At 61.3% G+C, this 16166-nt stretch carries 15 protein-coding genes and 1 tRNA gene; 14 read left to right on the top strand and 2 right to left on the bottom strand.

Going from position 1 to position 16166, the window contains the following annotated elements:
* Nucleotides 1–18: 18 nt before the first annotated feature.
* The 10 genes from RFM40_RS03330 (at nucleotide 19) to glpK (ending at nucleotide 11624) form a co-directional block, all read left to right on the top strand.
* A complete protein-coding gene (locus tag RFM40_RS03330) occupies nucleotides 19–1431 on the top strand; it encodes a pyridoxal phosphate-dependent decarboxylase family protein (protein ID WP_320277142.1) in 1413 nt (470 codons plus the stop codon).
* A 126-nt stretch (nucleotides 1432–1557) separates the two neighbouring features.
* A complete protein-coding gene (locus RFM40_RS03325; protein WP_320219184.1) occupies nucleotides 1558–2325 on the top strand; it encodes a DeoR/GlpR family DNA-binding transcription regulator in 768 nt (255 codons plus the stop codon).
* A gap of 126 nt (nucleotides 2326–2451) precedes the next feature.
* Nucleotides 2452–3972 carry a glycerol-3-phosphate dehydrogenase gene (gene glpD, locus RFM40_RS03320; protein ID WP_320277141.1) on the top strand — a complete coding sequence of 507 codons (1521 nt, stop codon included), beginning with the start codon at nucleotides 2452–2454 and terminating at the stop codon, nucleotides 3970–3972.
* Nucleotides 3973–4011: 39 nt separating this feature from the next.
* Nucleotides 4012–5091: an ABC transporter ATP-binding protein gene (locus RFM40_RS03315; protein ID WP_320277140.1), complete on the top strand. Its 1080-nt coding sequence runs from the start codon at nucleotides 4012–4014 to the stop codon at nucleotides 5089–5091.
* A gap of 10 nt (nucleotides 5092–5101) precedes the next feature.
* Nucleotides 5102–6169 (top strand): ABC transporter ATP-binding protein, encoded by a 1068-nt coding sequence (locus tag RFM40_RS03310; protein ID WP_320227113.1) that lies wholly within the window; start codon nucleotides 5102–5104, stop codon nucleotides 6167–6169.
* On the top strand, nucleotides 6170–7036 hold the full coding sequence (locus RFM40_RS03305; protein WP_126100462.1) for a carbohydrate ABC transporter permease: 867 nt from the start codon (nucleotides 6170–6172) through the stop codon (nucleotides 7034–7036). It begins immediately after the preceding gene.
* Nucleotide 7037: 1 nt separating this feature from the next.
* Nucleotides 7038–7946 (top strand): carbohydrate ABC transporter permease, encoded by a 909-nt coding sequence (locus RFM40_RS03300; RefSeq protein ID WP_320277139.1) that lies wholly within the window; start codon nucleotides 7038–7040, stop codon nucleotides 7944–7946.
* A gap of 2 nt (nucleotides 7947–7948) precedes the next feature.
* A complete protein-coding gene (locus tag RFM40_RS03295) occupies nucleotides 7949–8236 on the top strand; it encodes a DUF2160 domain-containing protein (RefSeq protein WP_320227110.1) in 288 nt (95 codons plus the stop codon).
* A gap of 76 nt (nucleotides 8237–8312) precedes the next feature.
* Nucleotides 8313–10040, top strand: a complete 1728-nt coding sequence (locus RFM40_RS03290) for an ABC transporter substrate-binding protein (RefSeq protein WP_320227109.1) — start codon at nucleotides 8313–8315, stop codon at nucleotides 10038–10040.
* A gap of 90 nt (nucleotides 10041–10130) precedes the next feature.
* Nucleotides 10131–11624, top strand: a complete 1494-nt coding sequence (gene glpK / locus RFM40_RS03285) for a glycerol kinase GlpK (RefSeq protein ID WP_320227108.1) — start codon at nucleotides 10131–10133, stop codon at nucleotides 11622–11624.
* Nucleotides 11625–11696: 72 nt separating this feature from the next.
* Here the strand turns inward: glpK and RFM40_RS03280 are convergent, their stop codons facing one another.
* Nucleotides 11697–12146: a BA14K family protein gene (locus tag RFM40_RS03280; RefSeq protein ID WP_320227107.1), complete on the bottom strand. Its 450-nt coding sequence runs from the start codon at nucleotides 12144–12146 to the stop codon at nucleotides 11697–11699.
* Between the two features lie 345 nt (nucleotides 12147–12491).
* On the opposite strand from RFM40_RS03280, the gene RFM40_RS03275 reads away from it, so the two are divergent.
* Nucleotides 12492–12567: transfer RNA gene (locus RFM40_RS03275), tRNA-Lys, on the top strand.
* Nucleotides 12568–12755: 188 nt separating this feature from the next.
* Here RFM40_RS03275 and RFM40_RS03270 read toward each other — a convergent pair.
* A complete protein-coding gene (locus RFM40_RS03270) occupies nucleotides 12756–13646 on the bottom strand; it encodes an FHA domain-containing protein (protein ID WP_320229130.1) in 891 nt (296 codons plus the stop codon).
* Nucleotides 13647–14022: 376 nt separating this feature from the next.
* Here RFM40_RS03270 and RFM40_RS03265 point away from each other — a divergent pair, with 376 nt between their 5' ends.
* The 3 genes from RFM40_RS03265 to RFM40_RS03255 all read left to right on the top strand — a co-directional run bounded on the left by RFM40_RS03265 (nucleotide 14023) and on the right by RFM40_RS03255 (nucleotide 16057).
* Nucleotides 14023–14562, top strand: coding sequence for a DnaJ domain-containing protein (locus tag RFM40_RS03265; protein WP_320229131.1), 540 nt, complete (start codon nucleotides 14023–14025; stop codon nucleotides 14560–14562).
* Nucleotides 14563–14623: 61 nt separating this feature from the next.
* Nucleotides 14624–14809, top strand: coding sequence for a hypothetical protein (locus RFM40_RS03260; RefSeq protein ID WP_320229132.1), 186 nt, complete (start codon nucleotides 14624–14626; stop codon nucleotides 14807–14809).
* A 102-nt stretch (nucleotides 14810–14911) separates the two neighbouring features.
* A complete protein-coding gene (locus tag RFM40_RS03255; protein WP_320229133.1) occupies nucleotides 14912–16057 on the top strand; it encodes a hypothetical protein in 1146 nt (381 codons plus the stop codon).
* Nucleotides 16058–16166: the final 109 nt, after the last annotated feature.

Below are 16166 nucleotides of genomic sequence, written 5' to 3'. Positions count from 1 at the left end.
CCGGCTGCCGGAGGAAACATGGATAACGAAGAATTCCGCGACTGGTCGAGGCGCGCCGCCGATTGGGGTGTCGATTACCGGGCTAGCCTGCGCGACCGGCCGGTGCGGCCGGCGATAGCGCCGGGTGAGATTTTCAGGAGCGTCGAGGCATCTCCGCCCGAAACCGCCGAGCCGATTGAAAAGATCTTCGCCGATTTCGAAGAAAAGATCGTGCCCGGCATGACGCATTGGCAGCATCCGCGCTTCTTTGCCTATTTCCCAGCCAACGCGGCGCCGGTATCGGTCGTAGCCGAGTATCTGGTCTCGGCGATGGCGGCGCAATGCATGCTGTGGCAGACCTCGCCGGCGGCGACCGAGCTCGAGATGCGTATCGTCGACTGGATGCGTCAGGCGCTCGGCCTGCCCGAAGGCTTCTCCGGCGTCATTCAGGATTCGGCATCTTCGGCGACGCTTGCCGCGGTGCTCACCATGCGCGAGCGGGCGCTGGATTGGCAGGGCAACAGACAAGGTCTCGCCGGACAGGCGAAGCTGCGCGTCTATTCCTCCGACCAGGTCCACACCTCGATCGATCGCGCGATCTGGGTTTCGGGCATCGGTGAGGAGAACCTCGTCCGTATCCCGGTTGCCGGCCGTTTCCGCGCCATGGACACGGCGGCGCTTGAAGCGGCGATTGTCGCGGACCGCGAAGCGGGCCTGCTGCCCGCGGGCATCATCGCCTGCGTTGGCGGCACCAGCACCGGCGGCACCGACGATATCGCTGCCGTTGCCGCTGTCGCGAAGCGGCACGGCCTCTATCTGCATGTCGACGCGGCCTGGGCCGGATCGGCGATGATCTGCCAGGAGTATCGACATTTCTGGGCGGGTGTCGAAGGCGCCGATTCCATCGTCTTCAACCCGCACAAATGGCTGGGCGCGCAATTCGACTGCTCGATCCAGTTCGTCCGCCAGCCGGAAGATCTCGTGCGGACGCTGGCGATCAAGCCGGACTACCTGAAGACCCGTGGCCATGACGGGATCATCAATTATTCCGAATGGTCGGTGCCGCTCGGCCGGCGGTTCCGAGCACTGAAACTCTGGTTCCTGCTGCGCGCCCATGGGCTGGAAGGCCTGCGCAAGATGATCCGCAACCACGTTGCCTGGAGCGAGGGCCTTGCCGAACGCCTGGCCAAGGAGGCGGATTTCGAGCTCGTCACCGAGCCCATGCTGTCGCTGTTCTCGTTTCGCCATCGTGCAGCGCCGGGCGCCGACGCGGACGAGCACAATCTGCGGCTGGTCGATGCGATCAACACCGACGGCCGCATCTACCTGACCCAGACCCGCGTGGACGGGCGTGTCGCGATCCGCTTCCAGGCAGGGCAGTTCGAGTCGACGGCAGCTGACGTTGATATGGCTTTCGATGTCGTCACCGAGATCGCGCGACATCTTGCGTGAAGCAATGGGGCCATTGCGAACCGGTTTGCCTTTGCGATCATGTGGATTTCATTAGCCGGCTTCTACCTTTTCATCGCTTTCGTTTTCCGATATAGACGGAAAAAACGAAAACGGGGAGGATGCCGGATGTTTCTTTCGCCACGTCATGCCGAGATCATCCAGATGGCGAAGGACTACGGCCGTGTGCTGGTCGACGACCTGGCGACGCATTTCAGCGTGACGCCGCAGACCATCCGCAAGGACCTCAACGACCTCTGCGACCAGCGCCTGCTGACGCGCATCCATGGCGGGGCGCTGTTTCCCTCCGGCATCGAGAACATGGAATATGAGGCGCGGCGCAAGATCGCTGCAGACGAGAAAGAGGCGATCGGGCGCGCCGCGGCCAGGCTGATCCCCGACAACGCCTCTCTGTTCATCAATATCGGTACCACGACGGAAGCCGTTTCAAAGGCGCTTCTCGACCACAACGGACTTATGGTCATCACCAATAACATCAATGTTGCCAATAGGATGCGTATCTATCCTTCGATCGAGGTGGTGATCGCCGGCGGCGTGGTGCGCGGCTCCGACGGCGGTGTCGTCGGCGAGGCCGCCGTCGATTTCATCCGCCAGTTCAAGGTTGACTACGCCGTCATCGGCGCCTCGGCCATCGACCATGACGGCGCGCTGCTCGACTTCGATTTTCGCGAGGTGAAGGTGGCGCAGGCCATTATCGCCAATGCGCGCCACGTGATTCTCGTCTCCGACCAGACCAAATTCGAGCGCACGGCGCCGGTCCGCATCGGCCATCTGTCGCAGGTCAACACCTTCATCACCGACCGTTGCGACATCCCATCGGTGCGCAGGATCTGTGAGGAAACAGAGGTTCGTTTGATCGAGACGGCGCTCGGATAACGTCGTTTCACGGCAGCCTCACGTGCCTGTGATATTTCGTTTGACATTCGTTCTTAGTTCGAAATAATTCCGCAACGGTTTCGCGAACCACAAAAATGGTGCAATGCGAAATCGTGGAGGAAACCTGTGAACGCATCACCGATCCATGACATTTTCGTCATAGGCGGCGGCATCAATGGCTGCGGCATCGTCCGCGACGCCGTTGGCCGCGGATTTTCGGTTTTCCTGGCCGAGATGAACGATCTGGCCAGCGGGACGTCCTCCGGCTCGACCAAGCTGATCCATGGCGGCCTGCGCTATCTCGAATTCTATGAATTCCGCCTGGTGCGCGAAGCGCTGATGGAGCGCGAAGTTCTGTGGAAGAACGCGCCGCACATCATCTGGCCGATGCGTTTCGTGCTGCCCTATGCCAAGGGCCTGCGTCCGGCCTGGCTGATCCGGCTCGGCCTGTTCCTCTACGACCACATCGGCGGGCGCAAGCTCTTGCCGGCGACGAAGACGCTGGACATGGCCACCGATCCGGCCGGCAAGCCGCTGAAGCCGCTCTTCCGCAAGGCGTTCGAATATTCCGACGGCTGGGTCAACGATGCCCGCCTGGTGGCGCTCAATGCCCGCGACGCGGCCGACCGCGGCGCCGTCATACGCACCCGCACCAAAGTGGTCAGCGCACGCCGCGACGGCGCCCTTTGGACGATCAAGATCCAGAATGTGTTGACCGGCGAGAAAGAGGAAATCCGGGCCCGCCTTCTCGTCAACGCGGCGGGGCCGTGGGTCGACCAGGTGCTGGCAAAGGCGGTCGGCCAGAACGACGTGCACAATGTCCGGCTGGTACAGGGCAGCCACATCGTCATCGCCAAGAAGTTCGACGATCCGCGCGCCTATTTCTTCCAGAACAAGGACGGGCGCATCATCTTCGCCATTCCTTATGAGGAAGAATTCACGCTGATCGGCACCACCGATCGCGACTATCCCGGCGATCCGCATGACGTGAAGATCAGCGATGCCGAGATCGATTATCTGTGCGCTGCGGCCAGCGAATATTTCGCGCAACCCGTCAAGCGTACGGACATCGTCTGGACCTATTCGGCGGTGCGCCCGCTCTATGATGACGGCGCCTCGAAGGCGCAGGAGGCGACGCGCGACTATGTGCTCAAGGCCGAGGGCGGGGAGGGCGCGGCCCCGTTGATCAACGCCTTTGGCGGCAAGATCACGACGTTCCGACGACTGGCGGAATCGATGCTGGAGAAGATCGAAGGCTTTCTCGGCAAGCGCGGCAAGCCATGGACCGCCAACGCGCCGCTGCCCGGCGGCGATTTCCCGGCGACCGGCTTCGACGCGCAGGTTGCAAGGCTCAAGAACGCCTATCCGTTCCTCGACCAGCGGCTGGCGCGCAGGTTCACCCGGCTCTACGGAACGCGTGCCGAGAAACTGCTTGGGCTGGCCAAGTCGAATGCCGATCTCGGCCGCAACTTCGGCGCCGACCTCTACGAGGCCGAGGTGCGCTACCTCGTCGAGAACGAATGGGCGGTTACCGCGGAGGATGTATTGTGGCGCAGGACCAAGCGCGGCCTGCATTTCAGCCGCGAGCAGACCGCGGCACTCGAAGAATTCATGCGTGGCCGTCGCCATGTCGCGGCGGCGGAATGATAGCCGCCCAATGACGTGCAAGGCTCGGGAGGAGGCGTGATGCTGGAACTGAGGAACGTGACGAAGACGGTCGGCGCGCAGGAGCATATCCGCGACGTGTCGCTGACGCTTCAGCACGGCTCGCTGAACGTCCTCCTCGGGCCGACGCTTTCAGGCAAGACCAGCCTGATGCGGCTGATGGCCGGCCTCGATGCGCCAACCTCCGGCTCGGTCTGGTTCGACGGCAAGGACGTCACCGGACAGCCGGTGCAGAGGCGCAACGTCGCGATGGTCTACCAACAGTTCATCAACTATCCGGCGATGACCGTCTACGAGAATATCGCCTCGCCGCTTCGGGTTGCCAGCGTGGAGCAGGGAAAGATCGACAAGGAAGTGCGCAATGCGGCGGTGCTGCTGAAGCTCACGCCGTATCTCGACCGCACGCCCCTCAGCCTGTCCGGCGGCCAGCAGCAGCGCACGGCGCTTGCCCGCGCCATCGTCAAGAACGCCAGCCTGGTCCTGCTCGACGAGCCGCTCGCCAATCTCGATTACAAGCTGCGCGAGGAGTTGCGGGCCGAGCTGCCGAAGATCTTTGCGGCCTCCGGCACCATTTTCGTCTACGCCACGACCGAGCCGCACGAGGCGCTTTTGCTTGGCGGCAACACAGCGACGCTCTCGGAAGGCCGGGTCACGCAATTCGGGCCGACTGTCGAAGTGTTCCGCAAGCCGGTCGACCTGGTGACGGCAAGGACCTTCGCCGACCCGCCGCTCAACGCCATCGTGCTGGCCAAGAAGGGCTCGGATTTCCTGCTCGAAGGCGGCGTCAAGCTGCCGGTGCCGCCGGAACTGCTCGGCATTCCAGACGCCAGCTATACGATCGGCTTCCAGCCGCATCATCTGTCGCTCGATCGTCCCAATACCAGCGCCGTGCCGGTGCGGGCCAAGGTCACCATCACCGAGATCACGGGCTCGGAAAGCTTCGTCCATCTCGACTTCGCCGATGCGCGCTGGGTCATGCTGGCGCACGGGATCCTCGACTTCGAGACGGACGATGAGGTCGAGGTATTCATCGACCCGCGCCACATCATGGTGTTCGACCAGAACGGCCGCGCCGTGACGGCGTCGAAGCTGGCGGCCTGAGGAGGAAGCGATGGCGCGCATCGACGTCAACCACATCCGCCACTCCTACCTGCCCAACCCGAAGAAGGATTCGGATTTCGCGCTGAAGGAAGTGCACCATATTTTCGAGGACGGCGGCGCCTATGCACTGCTCGGACCCTCGGGCTGCGGCAAGACCACCTTGCTCAACATCATTTCGGGGCTGCTCCACCCCTCGCACGGGAAGCTTCTGTTCGACGGCCGGGACGTGACCAAGCTGTCGACGCAGGAGCGCAACATCGCCCAGGTGTTCCAGTTCCCGGTCATCTACGACACCATGACCGTCTACGACAATCTGGCCTTCCCGCTGCGCAACCGGCGCGTGCCGGAAGCCGATGTCGACCGCAAGGTGCGCGAGACTCTCGACATGATCGATCTCGCCTCGATGGCCAACCGGAAAGCGCGCCGGCTGACCGCCGACCAGAAGCAGAAAATCTCGCTCGGACGCGGACTGGTGCGCTCGGACGTCAACGCCATCCTGTTCGACGAGCCGCTCACCGTCATCGACCCGCATATGAAATGGGTGCTGCGCTCGCAACTCAAGCAACTGCACCGCCGCTTCGGCTACACCATGGTTTATGTCACGCACGACCAGACCGAAGCGCTGACTTTCGCCGACCGCGTCGTGGTCATGTATGACGGCGAGATCGTGCAGATCGGCACGCCGGCCGAACTGTTCGAGCGGCCGCGCCACACTTTCGTCGGCTATTTCATCGGCTCGCCGGGCATGAACGTACTGCCGGTTGCGCTGGAAGGCAGGACGGCGATGCTCGGCACGCAGCGCATCGAGCTGCCGGGCGTGCCGAAGACCGAGGCCGGCCCTGTCGAGCTCGGCATCCGTCCTGAATATGTGAGGCTCGGCCGCGAAGGCATGGCTGTGTCCGTCAGCAAGGTCGAGGATGTCGGCCGCCACAAGGTGGTCCGCGCCAATCTCGAGGGCAAGGAAATCGCCGCCGTCATCGGCGAGGACGACGAGGTGCCGGCTGAACCCAAGGTCCGCTTCGACCCGGCCGGCATCAACATCTACGCCGATTCATGGCGCGTCGAGATGGGGGCATAGATGGAGAAGACCTGGAACAACAGGGCCTGGTTCCTTGTCCTGCCGGTGTTGGTGCTGGTGGCGTTCTCGGCCGTCATCCCGCTGATGACCGTCGTCAACTATTCCGTGCAGGACACGTTCGGCAACAACGTCTTCTTCTGGGCCGGCACCGAGTGGTTCGAGGAGTTGCTCGCCTCCGACCGCTTCTGGGAAGCGATGGTGCGCAACCTGATCTTCTCCTTCATCATCCTTGCGATCGAAGTGCCGCTCGGCATCTTCATCGCGCTCAACATGCCCAAGAAGGGCTGGGGCGTGCCGGTCTGCCTGGTGCTGATGGCGCTGCCGCTGCTCATTCCGTGGAACGTCGTCGGCACGATCTGGCAGGTGTTCGGCCGCAATGACATCGGCCTGCTCGGCTACTACGTCAACGCGCTCGGCATCGACTACAACTACGTCCAGGATCCGATCGACGCCTGGGTCACCGTCATCATCATGGATGTCTGGCACTGGACCAGCCTCGTCGTGCTGCTCTGCTATGCCGGCCTGGTTTCGATCCCGGACGCCTTCTACCAGGCGGCCAAGATCGACGGCGCCTCGCGCTGGGCGGTGTTCCGCTACATCCAGCTGCCGAAGATGCAGCGCGTGCTTTTGATCGCCGTGCTCCTGCGCTTCATGGACAGTTTCATGATCTACACCGAGCCCTTCGTCGTCACCGGCGGCGGCCCCGGCAATTCGACCACCTTCCTGTCGATCGACCTCGTCAAGACCGCACTCGGGCAGTTCGATCTCGGTCCGGCGGCGGCGATGTCGCTCGTCTACTTCCTGATCATCCTGTTGTTGTCGTGGGTGTTCTACACCGTGATGACCAACTACGACGCGGAGCGCTGAGATGGCGAGCGCCAACGAGACGACACGCGTGAGCGAGACGGCGGTCACCGAAGTAGGCAGCACGCTGTCCCAGGATGAAGTGGCAAAGCTGATGCGCCGGCGCGGCGAGGAATCGCGCTGGTGGTGGATCGTGCCGACGCTCTACATCATCCTCATTCTTCTGCCGATCTACTGGCTTATCAATATGAGCTTCAAAACCAATGCGGAGATCGTGTCGTCGCTGACGCTGTTCCCACACAATCCGACACTCGCGAATTACCGCACCATCTTCACCGATCCGTCTTGGTATTCGGGTTACATCAACTCGATCACCTATGTGGTGATGAACATGGTGATATCGGTGGCCGTGGCGCTGCCGGCGGCCTACGCTTTCTCGCGCTACCGCTTCCTCGGCGACAAGCACCTGTTTTTCTGGCTGCTGACCAACCGCATGGCGCCGCCAGCGGTGTTCGCGCTGCCGTTCTTCCAGCTGTACTCGGCCTTCGGCATGATCGACACGCACATCGCAGTGGCGCTGGCGCACTGCCTGTTCAACGTGCCGCTGGCGGTGTGGATCCTGGAAGGCTTCATGTCCGGCGTGCCAAAGGAGATCGACGAAACCGCGTATATCGACGGCTATTCGTTCCCGCGCTTCTTCGTGAAAATCTTCATGCCGCTGATTGCCAGCGGCATCGGCGTCGCCTGCTTCTTCTGCTTCATGTTCTCATGGGTGGAGCTGTTGATCGCGCGCACGCTGACCACGACAGACGCCAAGCCGATCGCCGCCACCATGACGCGTACGGTGTCGGCCGCGGGCATGGACTGGGGCCTGCTCGCCGCCGCCGGTGTGCTGACGCTGATCCCCGGCGCTGTCGTGATCTGGTTCGTCCGCAACTATATCGCGAAGGGCTTCGCCCTGGGGAGGGTGTGACCATGAACCTCGACCTCTCCTGGATGGCTTGGACCTGGCCGACGGCGGCCTTCTTCGGAACCATCTTTCTGCTACTCTTCGGCATGGCGGCTTGGGAATATGCCTCGCCGGGCGGCAATCCACGTGTCGGCATCCTGCGCTTCGAGACGACGCGCGGCGACCGTCTCTTCCTGTCGCTGCTCGGCAGCGCCTTTATCCATCTCGCTTGGCTGGGTCTCGTTGGGCCCAACCTGTGGTGGGCTCTCGCTCTCTCCGTGGTCTACGCCATCGGCGTGTTCCGATACGTATAGAGGGGGAATAGCTGGAGCGGCCGCGTGCTGGCGGCCGCCCCAGATCGCACTTGAAACCTAAATGTGGAGGAAACTTATGCGACGGCAAATTTTAACATCAACGACAGCCCTCGTACTATTGTTGGGCGCGGGCCAAGCCTATGCCGGGATGGACGAGGCAAAGGCTTTTCTCGACAAGGAGATAGGCGACCTGTCGACGCTTTCACGCGCCGATCAGGAAAAGGAAATGCAGTGGTTCATTGACGCAGCCAAGCCGTTCGCCGGCATGGACATCAAGGTCGTCTCGGAAACCATCGCCACCCATTCCTATGAATCGCAGGTTCTGGCGCCTGCCTTCTCCGCCATCACCGGCATCAAGGTCACGCACGACACGATCCAGGAAGGCGATGTCGTCGAGAAAATCCAGACTCAGATGCAGACCGGCCAGAACCTCTATGACGGCTGGGTCAACGACTCCGACCTGATCGGCACGCACTGGCGCTACCAGCAGGTGCGCAACCTGACCGACTGGATGGCGAATGAGGGCAAGGACGTCACCAATCCGAACCTCGACTTGAAGGACTTCATCGGCACCTCCTTCACCACCGCTCCGGACAAGAAGCTCTACCAGCTTCCCGACCAGCAGTTCGCCAACCTCTACTGGTTCCGCTACGACTGGTTCAACGACGAGAAGAACAAGGCCGATTTTAAGGCCAAGTACGGCTATGACCTCGGTGTTCCGGTCAACTGGTCGGCCTATGAGGACATCGCCGAGTTCTTCACCGGCCGCGAGATCGACGGTAAGAAGGTCTATGGCCACATGGACTACGGGAAGAAGGATCCGTCGCTCGGCTGGCGGTTCACCGACGCTTGGCTATCGATGGCTGGCAATGGTGACAAGGGCATTCCAAACGGCCTGCCGGTCGACGAGTGGGGCATCAAGGTCGACGAGAACTCGCGCCCGGTCGGCTCCTGCACCGCGCGCGGCGGCGACACTAACGGCCCGGCCGCGGTCTATTCGATCCAGAAGTATCTCGACTGGCTGAAGGCCTACGCGCCGGCCGAAGCGCAGGGCATGACCTTCTCCGAATCCGGTCCGGTGCCGGCGCAGGGCGCGGTTGCGCAACAGATCTTCTGGTACACCGCCTTCACCGCTTCGATGGTCGACGCCAGCGCCAAGGCGGTGCTGAACGACGATGGCACGCCGAAGTGGCGCATGGCCCCTTCGCCGCATGGCGTCTACTGGAAGGATGGCATGAAGCTCGGCTATCAGGACGTGGGTTCCTGGACGCTGATGAAGTCGACGCCAGACGACCGCGCCAAGGCCGCCTGGCTCTACGCGCAGTTCGTCACTTCGAAGACCGTCGACGTGAAGAAGAGCCATGTCGGCCTGACCTTCATCCGCGAGAGCACGATCCACGACAAGAGCTTTACGGAGCGTGCTCCGAAGCTCGGCGGCCTGATCGAGTTCTATCGCTCGCCAGCCCGCGTCCAGTGGTCGCCGACCGGCACCAACGTGCCTGACTATCCGAAGCTGGCGCAGTTGTGGTGGCAGGCGATCGGCGATGCGTCCTCGGGCGCCAAATCGGCTCAGGAAGCGATGGACTCGCTCTGCGCCGAGCAGGAGAAAGTCATGGGCCGCATCGAGAAGTCCGGCGTCCAGGGCGACATCGGGCCGAAGCTCGCCGAAGAGCACGATCTCGACTACTGGAACAAGGACGCCGTCTCGAAGGGCAACCTTGCGCCGCAGCTCAAGATTGAGAACGAGAAGGAAAAGCCGATCACCATCAACTATGACGAGCTGGTGAAGAGCTGGCAGAAGTAACTGCATGACGTGGGCGTGCTTGCCCATGTAGCAAATGCGGGGGAGGCGGCTTTGCCGTCTCCCCTGTTGCATGAGGAGTGGAGGGACGGAATGAGCGGTTTTGTGCTGGCCATCGACCAGGGAACGACCTCGACGCGAGCGATCCTGTTCGACGACGAGATGAAGGTTGCGGGCACGGGCCAGCAGGAATTCCCGCAGCATTATCCCGCTTCCGGCTGGGTCGAGCACGATCCGGAAGATATCTGGTCAAGTGTGGTCGCAACGGCGAAGGCGGCGCTGAAGGCAGCCGGCCGCGCGGCATCCGACGTGGCGGCGATTGGCATCACGAACCAGCGGGAAACGGTCGTCATCTGGGACAAAGCGACCGGCAAGCCGATCCACAACGCCATCGTGTGGCAGGATCGCCGCACGGCGCCACTCTGCCAAAAGCTCAAGAAGCAAGGGCTGGAAAAGAAATTCACCCGCAAGACCGGGCTGCTGCTCGATCCCTATTTCTCCGGCACCAAGATCGCCTGGATGCTGGACAAGGTGAAGGGCGCGAGGAAGCGCGCCGAGAAGGGGGAATTGCTCGCCGGCACCATCGACGGTTTTCTCATCTGGCGGCTTACCGGCGGCAAGGTGCACGCCACCGACGCCACGAACGCCTCGCGCACACTGATCTACAACATCGAGAAGAACGTTTGGGACGATGAGCTGTTGGCCATCCTGAACATACCGGCCGCGATCCTGCCGCAGGTGAAGGACTGCGCCGATGATTTCGGCGTCACCGAGAAGAGCCTTTTCGGCGCCGAGATGAGGATTCTCGGGGTGGCCGGCGACCAGCATGCGGCGACCATCGGCCAGGCTTGTTTCGAGCCCGGCATGATGAAATCCACTTACGGCACCGGCTGCTTCGCGCTGCTCAACACCGGTGCCGATCTGGTGCGCTCGAAGAACCGGCTCTTGACCACCATCGCCTATCGGTTGAACGGCAAGACCACCTATGCGCTGGAAGGCTCGATCTTTATTGCGGGTGCCGCCGTGCAATGGCTGCGCGACGGCATCAAGGTGATCGGCAAGGCCGAGCAGAGCGGTGCGCTCGCCGCCATCGCCGATCCGGCGCAGCAGGTCTATCTGGTGCCGGCCTTCGTCGGGCTCGGCGCGCCGCACTGGGACGCAGAAGCACGCGGCGCCATCTTCGGCCTGACCCGCAATTCAGGTCCAGCGGAGTTCGCGAGCGCGGCACTGGAATCTGTCGCCTTCCAGACGCGCGACCTGCTCGACGCCATGCGAAAGGACTGGAAAGGCGCTTCCGCCAAAACCGTGCTGCGGGTCGATGGCGGCATGGTGGCTTCGGACTGGACCATGCAGCGGCTGGCCGACATCCTCGATGCGCCGGTCGATCGCCCGACGATCCTGGAGACGACCGCCCTGGGCGCCGCCTGGCTTGCCGGATCGAAAGCCGGCGTGTGGCCGAAGACGAAGGAATTCGCCAAGACCTGGGCTCTCGACCGGCGCTTCAAGCCGGATATGGATGCCGCCACGCGCTCGGCGAAACTCGCGGGATGGCGCGACGCTGTGCAGAGGACGCTGAGCGTGCACTGAGACCCATCAAAGAGAGCCCGCGCCTTGCGATGCGGGCTCGGTCAATGGCTCTGGGGTACTAGCTGAGGCCCGTCAGTAGGGCGAGCGGCACTCGCGCCTGCCATATCTGGACAGGTATGTATTGTCCGAAGCGCGATAGCTTCTGTAGTGGTCGTAGCACCATTGTACATGCGCATCCGCATAGCGGTTTTGGCTGTTGACGATCGCGCCGGTGATCAGCGCGCCGGTAGCGAATGCGGCAAGGGGGAACCAGAAATCGCCGTGACGGCGATAGCCACGACGATATTCGCGGTACCCGCGATGGCCGTTCCAGTACATGGCACCATTGCGCTCATACATGCCGCTCCGGGAGCGATTGAAACTACGGCGCTTCCTCCAGTCCTGGTACTGTACTGTCTGGACATTCGAGAGGTCTTGGCCTTGCGGCACATAGTTCGGCTGGGCATTGACCGGCACGATGTCCGCCGCGGCGAACGAAACCGACAGCGCGGTTGCCAGCAGACCCGATGAAATCTTGTTCATGGTCTTCTCCTCGATGGTGGTTGCCGTCCCTTGCGGGGGCAACGGTCGGGCGGTGCGATAGTTCCGCCAAACGCCAGGTCGCGTTCAACGGGCACACCCGATGCATGCAGCCAGTTTGAGAGTAAGACATGCATGAAAACAATGACTTAAGCGCGTCTGGCGATTCTGCTCAACACGAAACGCGCGACCCGAAGCGTCTCCCCTCCGGCTTTGCCCGGGGGCCGGGTTCGGGAGGGTCTTGATGTCGCGAAAAGCAAGACTTGCGAGCGATTTTTTCCGGTTGACCGGCCGATGTACTCTCCCTATGTTCCGCGCAATTTCGAGGGCGGCGTTTCCAGCCCGCGGGAGCGCGTAGCTCAGCCGGTAGAGCAACTGACTTTTAATCAGTAGGTCATGGGTTCGAATCCCATCGCGCTCACCAAGAACTCTGTTGTATGACCCGGAGACATGGGTAACAGAATGTACCTAAGACATGGGTGACAACCTCGTGCCGAACGGGTTGTCGATGGTCTGCAAGGTTCTCTGTTCCAGATCGATATAGCCGAGATCCTAGTGCATGAAGAAGACGAGCCAAATGCCTTCGCCGGTTGGCTGTCGCGTCCGGCCGGGTCAGCCTGAGACAATTTCGTAGTGAAGAACCTGGGCGTCGCGAAGGGACGATCTCATTCCAGGCGAGATGTCGCCGGAGCCGAAGAGGAGAATATCTTCGCGGCGTACGAATACTTCATGGCCGGGCCCCATCGACACAAATGTGCCCGACGAGCTTCGCTCGATAAGCCGCGCCTTGCCATTTGAAATGGTGAAGGTCGCGTGGTGCCGCGAGACCCAGGGCCGCTGGACAACGATATTGCATTCCGGAGATCGGCCGATCGTCACGAATTCGTTGTTTCGGCAGGATCGCAACTGATCTCCATAGCGGATGACCAGAATGATCTGCCGCGGCGGGGCGGAGCGCCTGTCGATAATGGTGCCCCGGCTGGCGATGTGTGTACTGCGGTTCCCATCGTCGCTCCCTAGGGTATAGACATCGAAGAGTTCCTGCTTCCCCTTGAAGGCCATTTTGTCGAGAAGCCGCAAGGCACTGCGGCTGCCCGCAGAAAGCGCTTCGAAGAAGTTCTGGCTGATCAGCACCTCCCCGGGGTTGGCCGTGGTGGACAGCCTTGCGGTGACATTGACAACGTCGCCAAATACCGCGCCCCGCGCGCGAATAACCGCCCCGAAATGCAATCCGATCCGGGCGCTCAACGGCGCTTTCGTCAGTTGGCTGCTGATTTGGCAGACGGCCCTCAGCGCCCCCTCCGGACTCTCGAACAGGCTGAGCACGTCATCGCCCTTCGAGTGAATGAAATCACCGCCGTGCCGGGCGACGATATCGCGCATCGCGTCCAGGCAATCCGAGATCTGCTGCAGAGCGGCATCGTCGCCGATGCGCTCATAGAGCGGCGTGCTGCCCACGACATCAGCTAACAGGACTGCGGCTAGAACTGTTTCCTGATCCATCGATCTCGTATCCGCGCCGAGAGCGCAGCGTATGTATATAACACACCAAGGTGCCTTTAACTTATCTACTTGCGCGCCTGAGGCCGGGGCGGTGCTTCGGCGCGATCGTTTTGGACGGACAGGCGTCTGCCTTCACTCATCCCTCAAAATCACGCGCTTTTCCCATCGGATCTGCACTAGGCGCCGGAAACGGAATGTGTGGACCTGCTCTCCCGTCGAAGAAATCCAACGAGAATTATGGTCGCCGGCGATCGGCAAGGCCATCCGGAGTGCTTGTTTACGATGGTGCGGGAAGCCCGCTTGCGCGGGCAGGACGGTTGCGCGATGCTGCCGTTGGGGAGTGGTGTCGCAATATCGATTCTGTGGAAGCACCACTATGTTCGTTGATTACTACGAACTGCTTGAAATCAGCCCGAACGCGAATTCGGAAACGATCGAGCGGATATTTCGTTATTTTGCCATGCGCTACCATCCCGATAATCGGGACACGGGCGATGAATCACGCTTCAGCGAAATCGTCGAGGCGCACAATACGCTCAAAGATCCGGTCAAGCGCGCCCAATACGACGTCCAGTATAAAGACCATTTGAGCCTTAGGCGCGAGCTGAGCGAGGAAGCGAGCAACACCAAAGGGCTTGAACGGGACATCGTCATTCAGGCCAAACTGCTGTCTCTGCTCTATGTAAAACGCCGGCAAGACGTCAACAATCCCGGCATTGGCGATGAAGAGCTCGAACGCTTGTCGGGCTGCCCGCGAGAACATCTAGAGTTTCATCTCTGGTATTTGAAGGCAAAGGGCTGGATAGCAAGGATCGAAAACGGGATGTTCGCCATCACAGTGGACGGCATCGATCGCGCCAATTCCGAACATCGTCGTGAAACCGCCGCGACCAGGCTGCTTGATCATACAAGATGAAGGGCATTTCGAGGTTTCCGGGCTGCCACCGGTTAGTGGGCGTCCAGGGGAGGGGGTAAAATTGTCGGAAAAGAAGGTGATCGCCGTCAAGGACTGGACCTGCGTCATGAGCGACGAGCTTGGCCGCGTAGCCTTGACGGTCAACCCGACCGACGGAGAGCCGATCCTGGTCTTGATGACCATCTTTCAGGCAGCGAAGATGGGGCGCGAACTGCAGTCGCCGAAACGCGCACAACTATCTATCTAGCGAGGCATTGATGCCTGCGGCGCGAGCTCGGAACATCAACCCCAAACTTGTCGCTAGACCGGGTGGTGGTTAAAGTCGGCCTTCCCGAAGGAGAGCTCGACCATGGCACTTGACCTTTCGGTAGATGCGTCAGCCGCCAAGGCGGCGGCGCCACCTGGCAAATATCTCTTCGGCCCGGTCGCCGATTTCCTCATGCTTGGCGGCAGCGCGTTTCTCATTCTGCCGATCCTGTTCTTGGTGCCGCTCGAGTACGAAGGCCTCGTCGCCGCGACAATGGTCGTGGTGGCATACCTGGTCAACTATCCGCACTTCGCCCACTCCTACCAGATTTTCTACCGCAATTTCGGGCGCAAGGTGAGCGGGGAGGGATACGACAGGAGCCTGCAGCTTCGCTACATTTTCGCCGGCATCATCGTTCCCCTGATCATGGGCGCGTTCTTTGCGTATGGCGCGGCAACGGCGAACACCCGCCTGCTCGGATATGCTGCCAACGCGATGTTCTTCTTCGTGGGCTGGCACTACGTCAAGCAAGGCTACGGCATGCTGATGGTGGACGCCGTGCTCAAGCGCAAGTTCTTCGACGACCGCGACAAGAAGGTGCTGCTGGTCAACAGCTATGCCGTGTGGATCCTTGCGTGGCTCCAGACGAACACGGCTGTCACGCAAGGGAATTACTACGGCCTGCAATATTACACATTTGCCGCCCCGGCGTGGATTGCCAACATCGCCCTTTTGGCGGCCGTCGCGTCCACGGCGGCCACGGTTCTGATGCTGATCAACCGCTGGCGAAGAAACGGCCGAGCCCTCCCGTATAACGGCATCGTGGCCTATGTCTCGTCGCTCTATCTATGGATCCTGATTGCAAGGATAAACCCGCTCTGGCTGCTCGTGGTGCCGGCGCTCCACTCGCTGCAATACCTGGCCGTGGTTTGGCGCTATCAGACGAACGTCGAGCGTGACATGGCGGATGCCGCAAGAAATCCGGAACCGAAGATTCTATCCGTTCTCGGACCTCTCTACAGGTTTAGGGTCCTGGGATTTATCGTCGGCGGCGGTGCGCTTGGCTATCTCGGTTTCTGGCTGATCCCATCCGTGATGACTGCCTTGATTCCGTACGACAGGCAGGTTCTCGGATCCTCGCTGTTCTTCTTCATCGTACTGATCTTCATCAACGTGCATCACTATTTTCTGGACAATGTGATGTGGCGCCGCGGCAACCCCGAAGTGTCGCGATACCTGTTCCGTTAAAGCATGTCTCCCGAAAGTGGGCCCGGTTTCGGGACGAAGACATGCTTAAAGTCAAAAACCTAAAGCAGGTCGCGTGAATCCTTTTTCACGCGACCTGCTTTAAGGCCAA

The sequence above is a fragment of the Mesorhizobium captivum genome, from assembly GCF_033977165.1.
Classification (GTDB): domain Bacteria; phylum Pseudomonadota; class Alphaproteobacteria; order Rhizobiales; family Rhizobiaceae; genus Mesorhizobium; species Mesorhizobium captivum.
The sequence above is the reverse complement of the archived record's forward strand: the minus strand, read 5'-3'. Positions and strand labels throughout refer to the sequence as shown.

Excerpts from the sequence above, each read along its gene's own strand:
- RFM40_RS03325 (WP_320219184.1), top strand. The coding sequence starts at position 1,558 with ATGTTTCTTTCGCCACGTCATGCCGAGATCATCCAGATGGCGAAGGAC.
- RFM40_RS03295 (WP_320227110.1), top strand. The coding sequence starts at position 7,949 with ATGAACCTCGACCTCTCCTGGATGGCTTGGACCTGGCCGACGGCGGCC.
- RFM40_RS03270 (WP_320229130.1), bottom strand. The coding sequence starts at position 13,646 with ATGGATCAGGAAACAGTTCTAGCCGCAGTCCTGTTAGCTGATGTCGTG.
- RFM40_RS03305 (WP_126100462.1), top strand. The coding sequence starts at position 6,170 with ATGGAGAAGACCTGGAACAACAGGGCCTGGTTCCTTGTCCTGCCGGTG.
- RFM40_RS03330 (WP_320277142.1), top strand. The coding sequence starts at position 19 with ATGGATAACGAAGAATTCCGCGACTGGTCGAGGCGCGCCGCCGATTGG.
- RFM40_RS03300 (WP_320277139.1), top strand. The coding sequence starts at position 7,038 with ATGGCGAGCGCCAACGAGACGACACGCGTGAGCGAGACGGCGGTCACC.
- RFM40_RS03290 (WP_320227109.1), top strand. The coding sequence starts at position 8,313 with ATGCGACGGCAAATTTTAACATCAACGACAGCCCTCGTACTATTGTTG.
- RFM40_RS03280 (WP_320227107.1), bottom strand. The coding sequence starts at position 12,146 with ATGAACAAGATTTCATCGGGTCTGCTGGCAACCGCGCTGTCGGTTTCG.
- RFM40_RS03265 (WP_320229131.1), top strand. The coding sequence starts at position 14,023 with ATGTTCGTTGATTACTACGAACTGCTTGAAATCAGCCCGAACGCGAAT.
- RFM40_RS03255 (WP_320229133.1), top strand. The coding sequence starts at position 14,912 with ATGGCACTTGACCTTTCGGTAGATGCGTCAGCCGCCAAGGCGGCGGCG.
- glpK (WP_320227108.1), top strand. The coding sequence starts at position 10,131 with ATGAGCGGTTTTGTGCTGGCCATCGACCAGGGAACGACCTCGACGCGA.
- RFM40_RS03310 (WP_320227113.1), top strand. The coding sequence starts at position 5,102 with ATGGCGCGCATCGACGTCAACCACATCCGCCACTCCTACCTGCCCAAC.
- RFM40_RS03315 (WP_320277140.1), top strand. The coding sequence starts at position 4,012 with ATGCTGGAACTGAGGAACGTGACGAAGACGGTCGGCGCGCAGGAGCAT.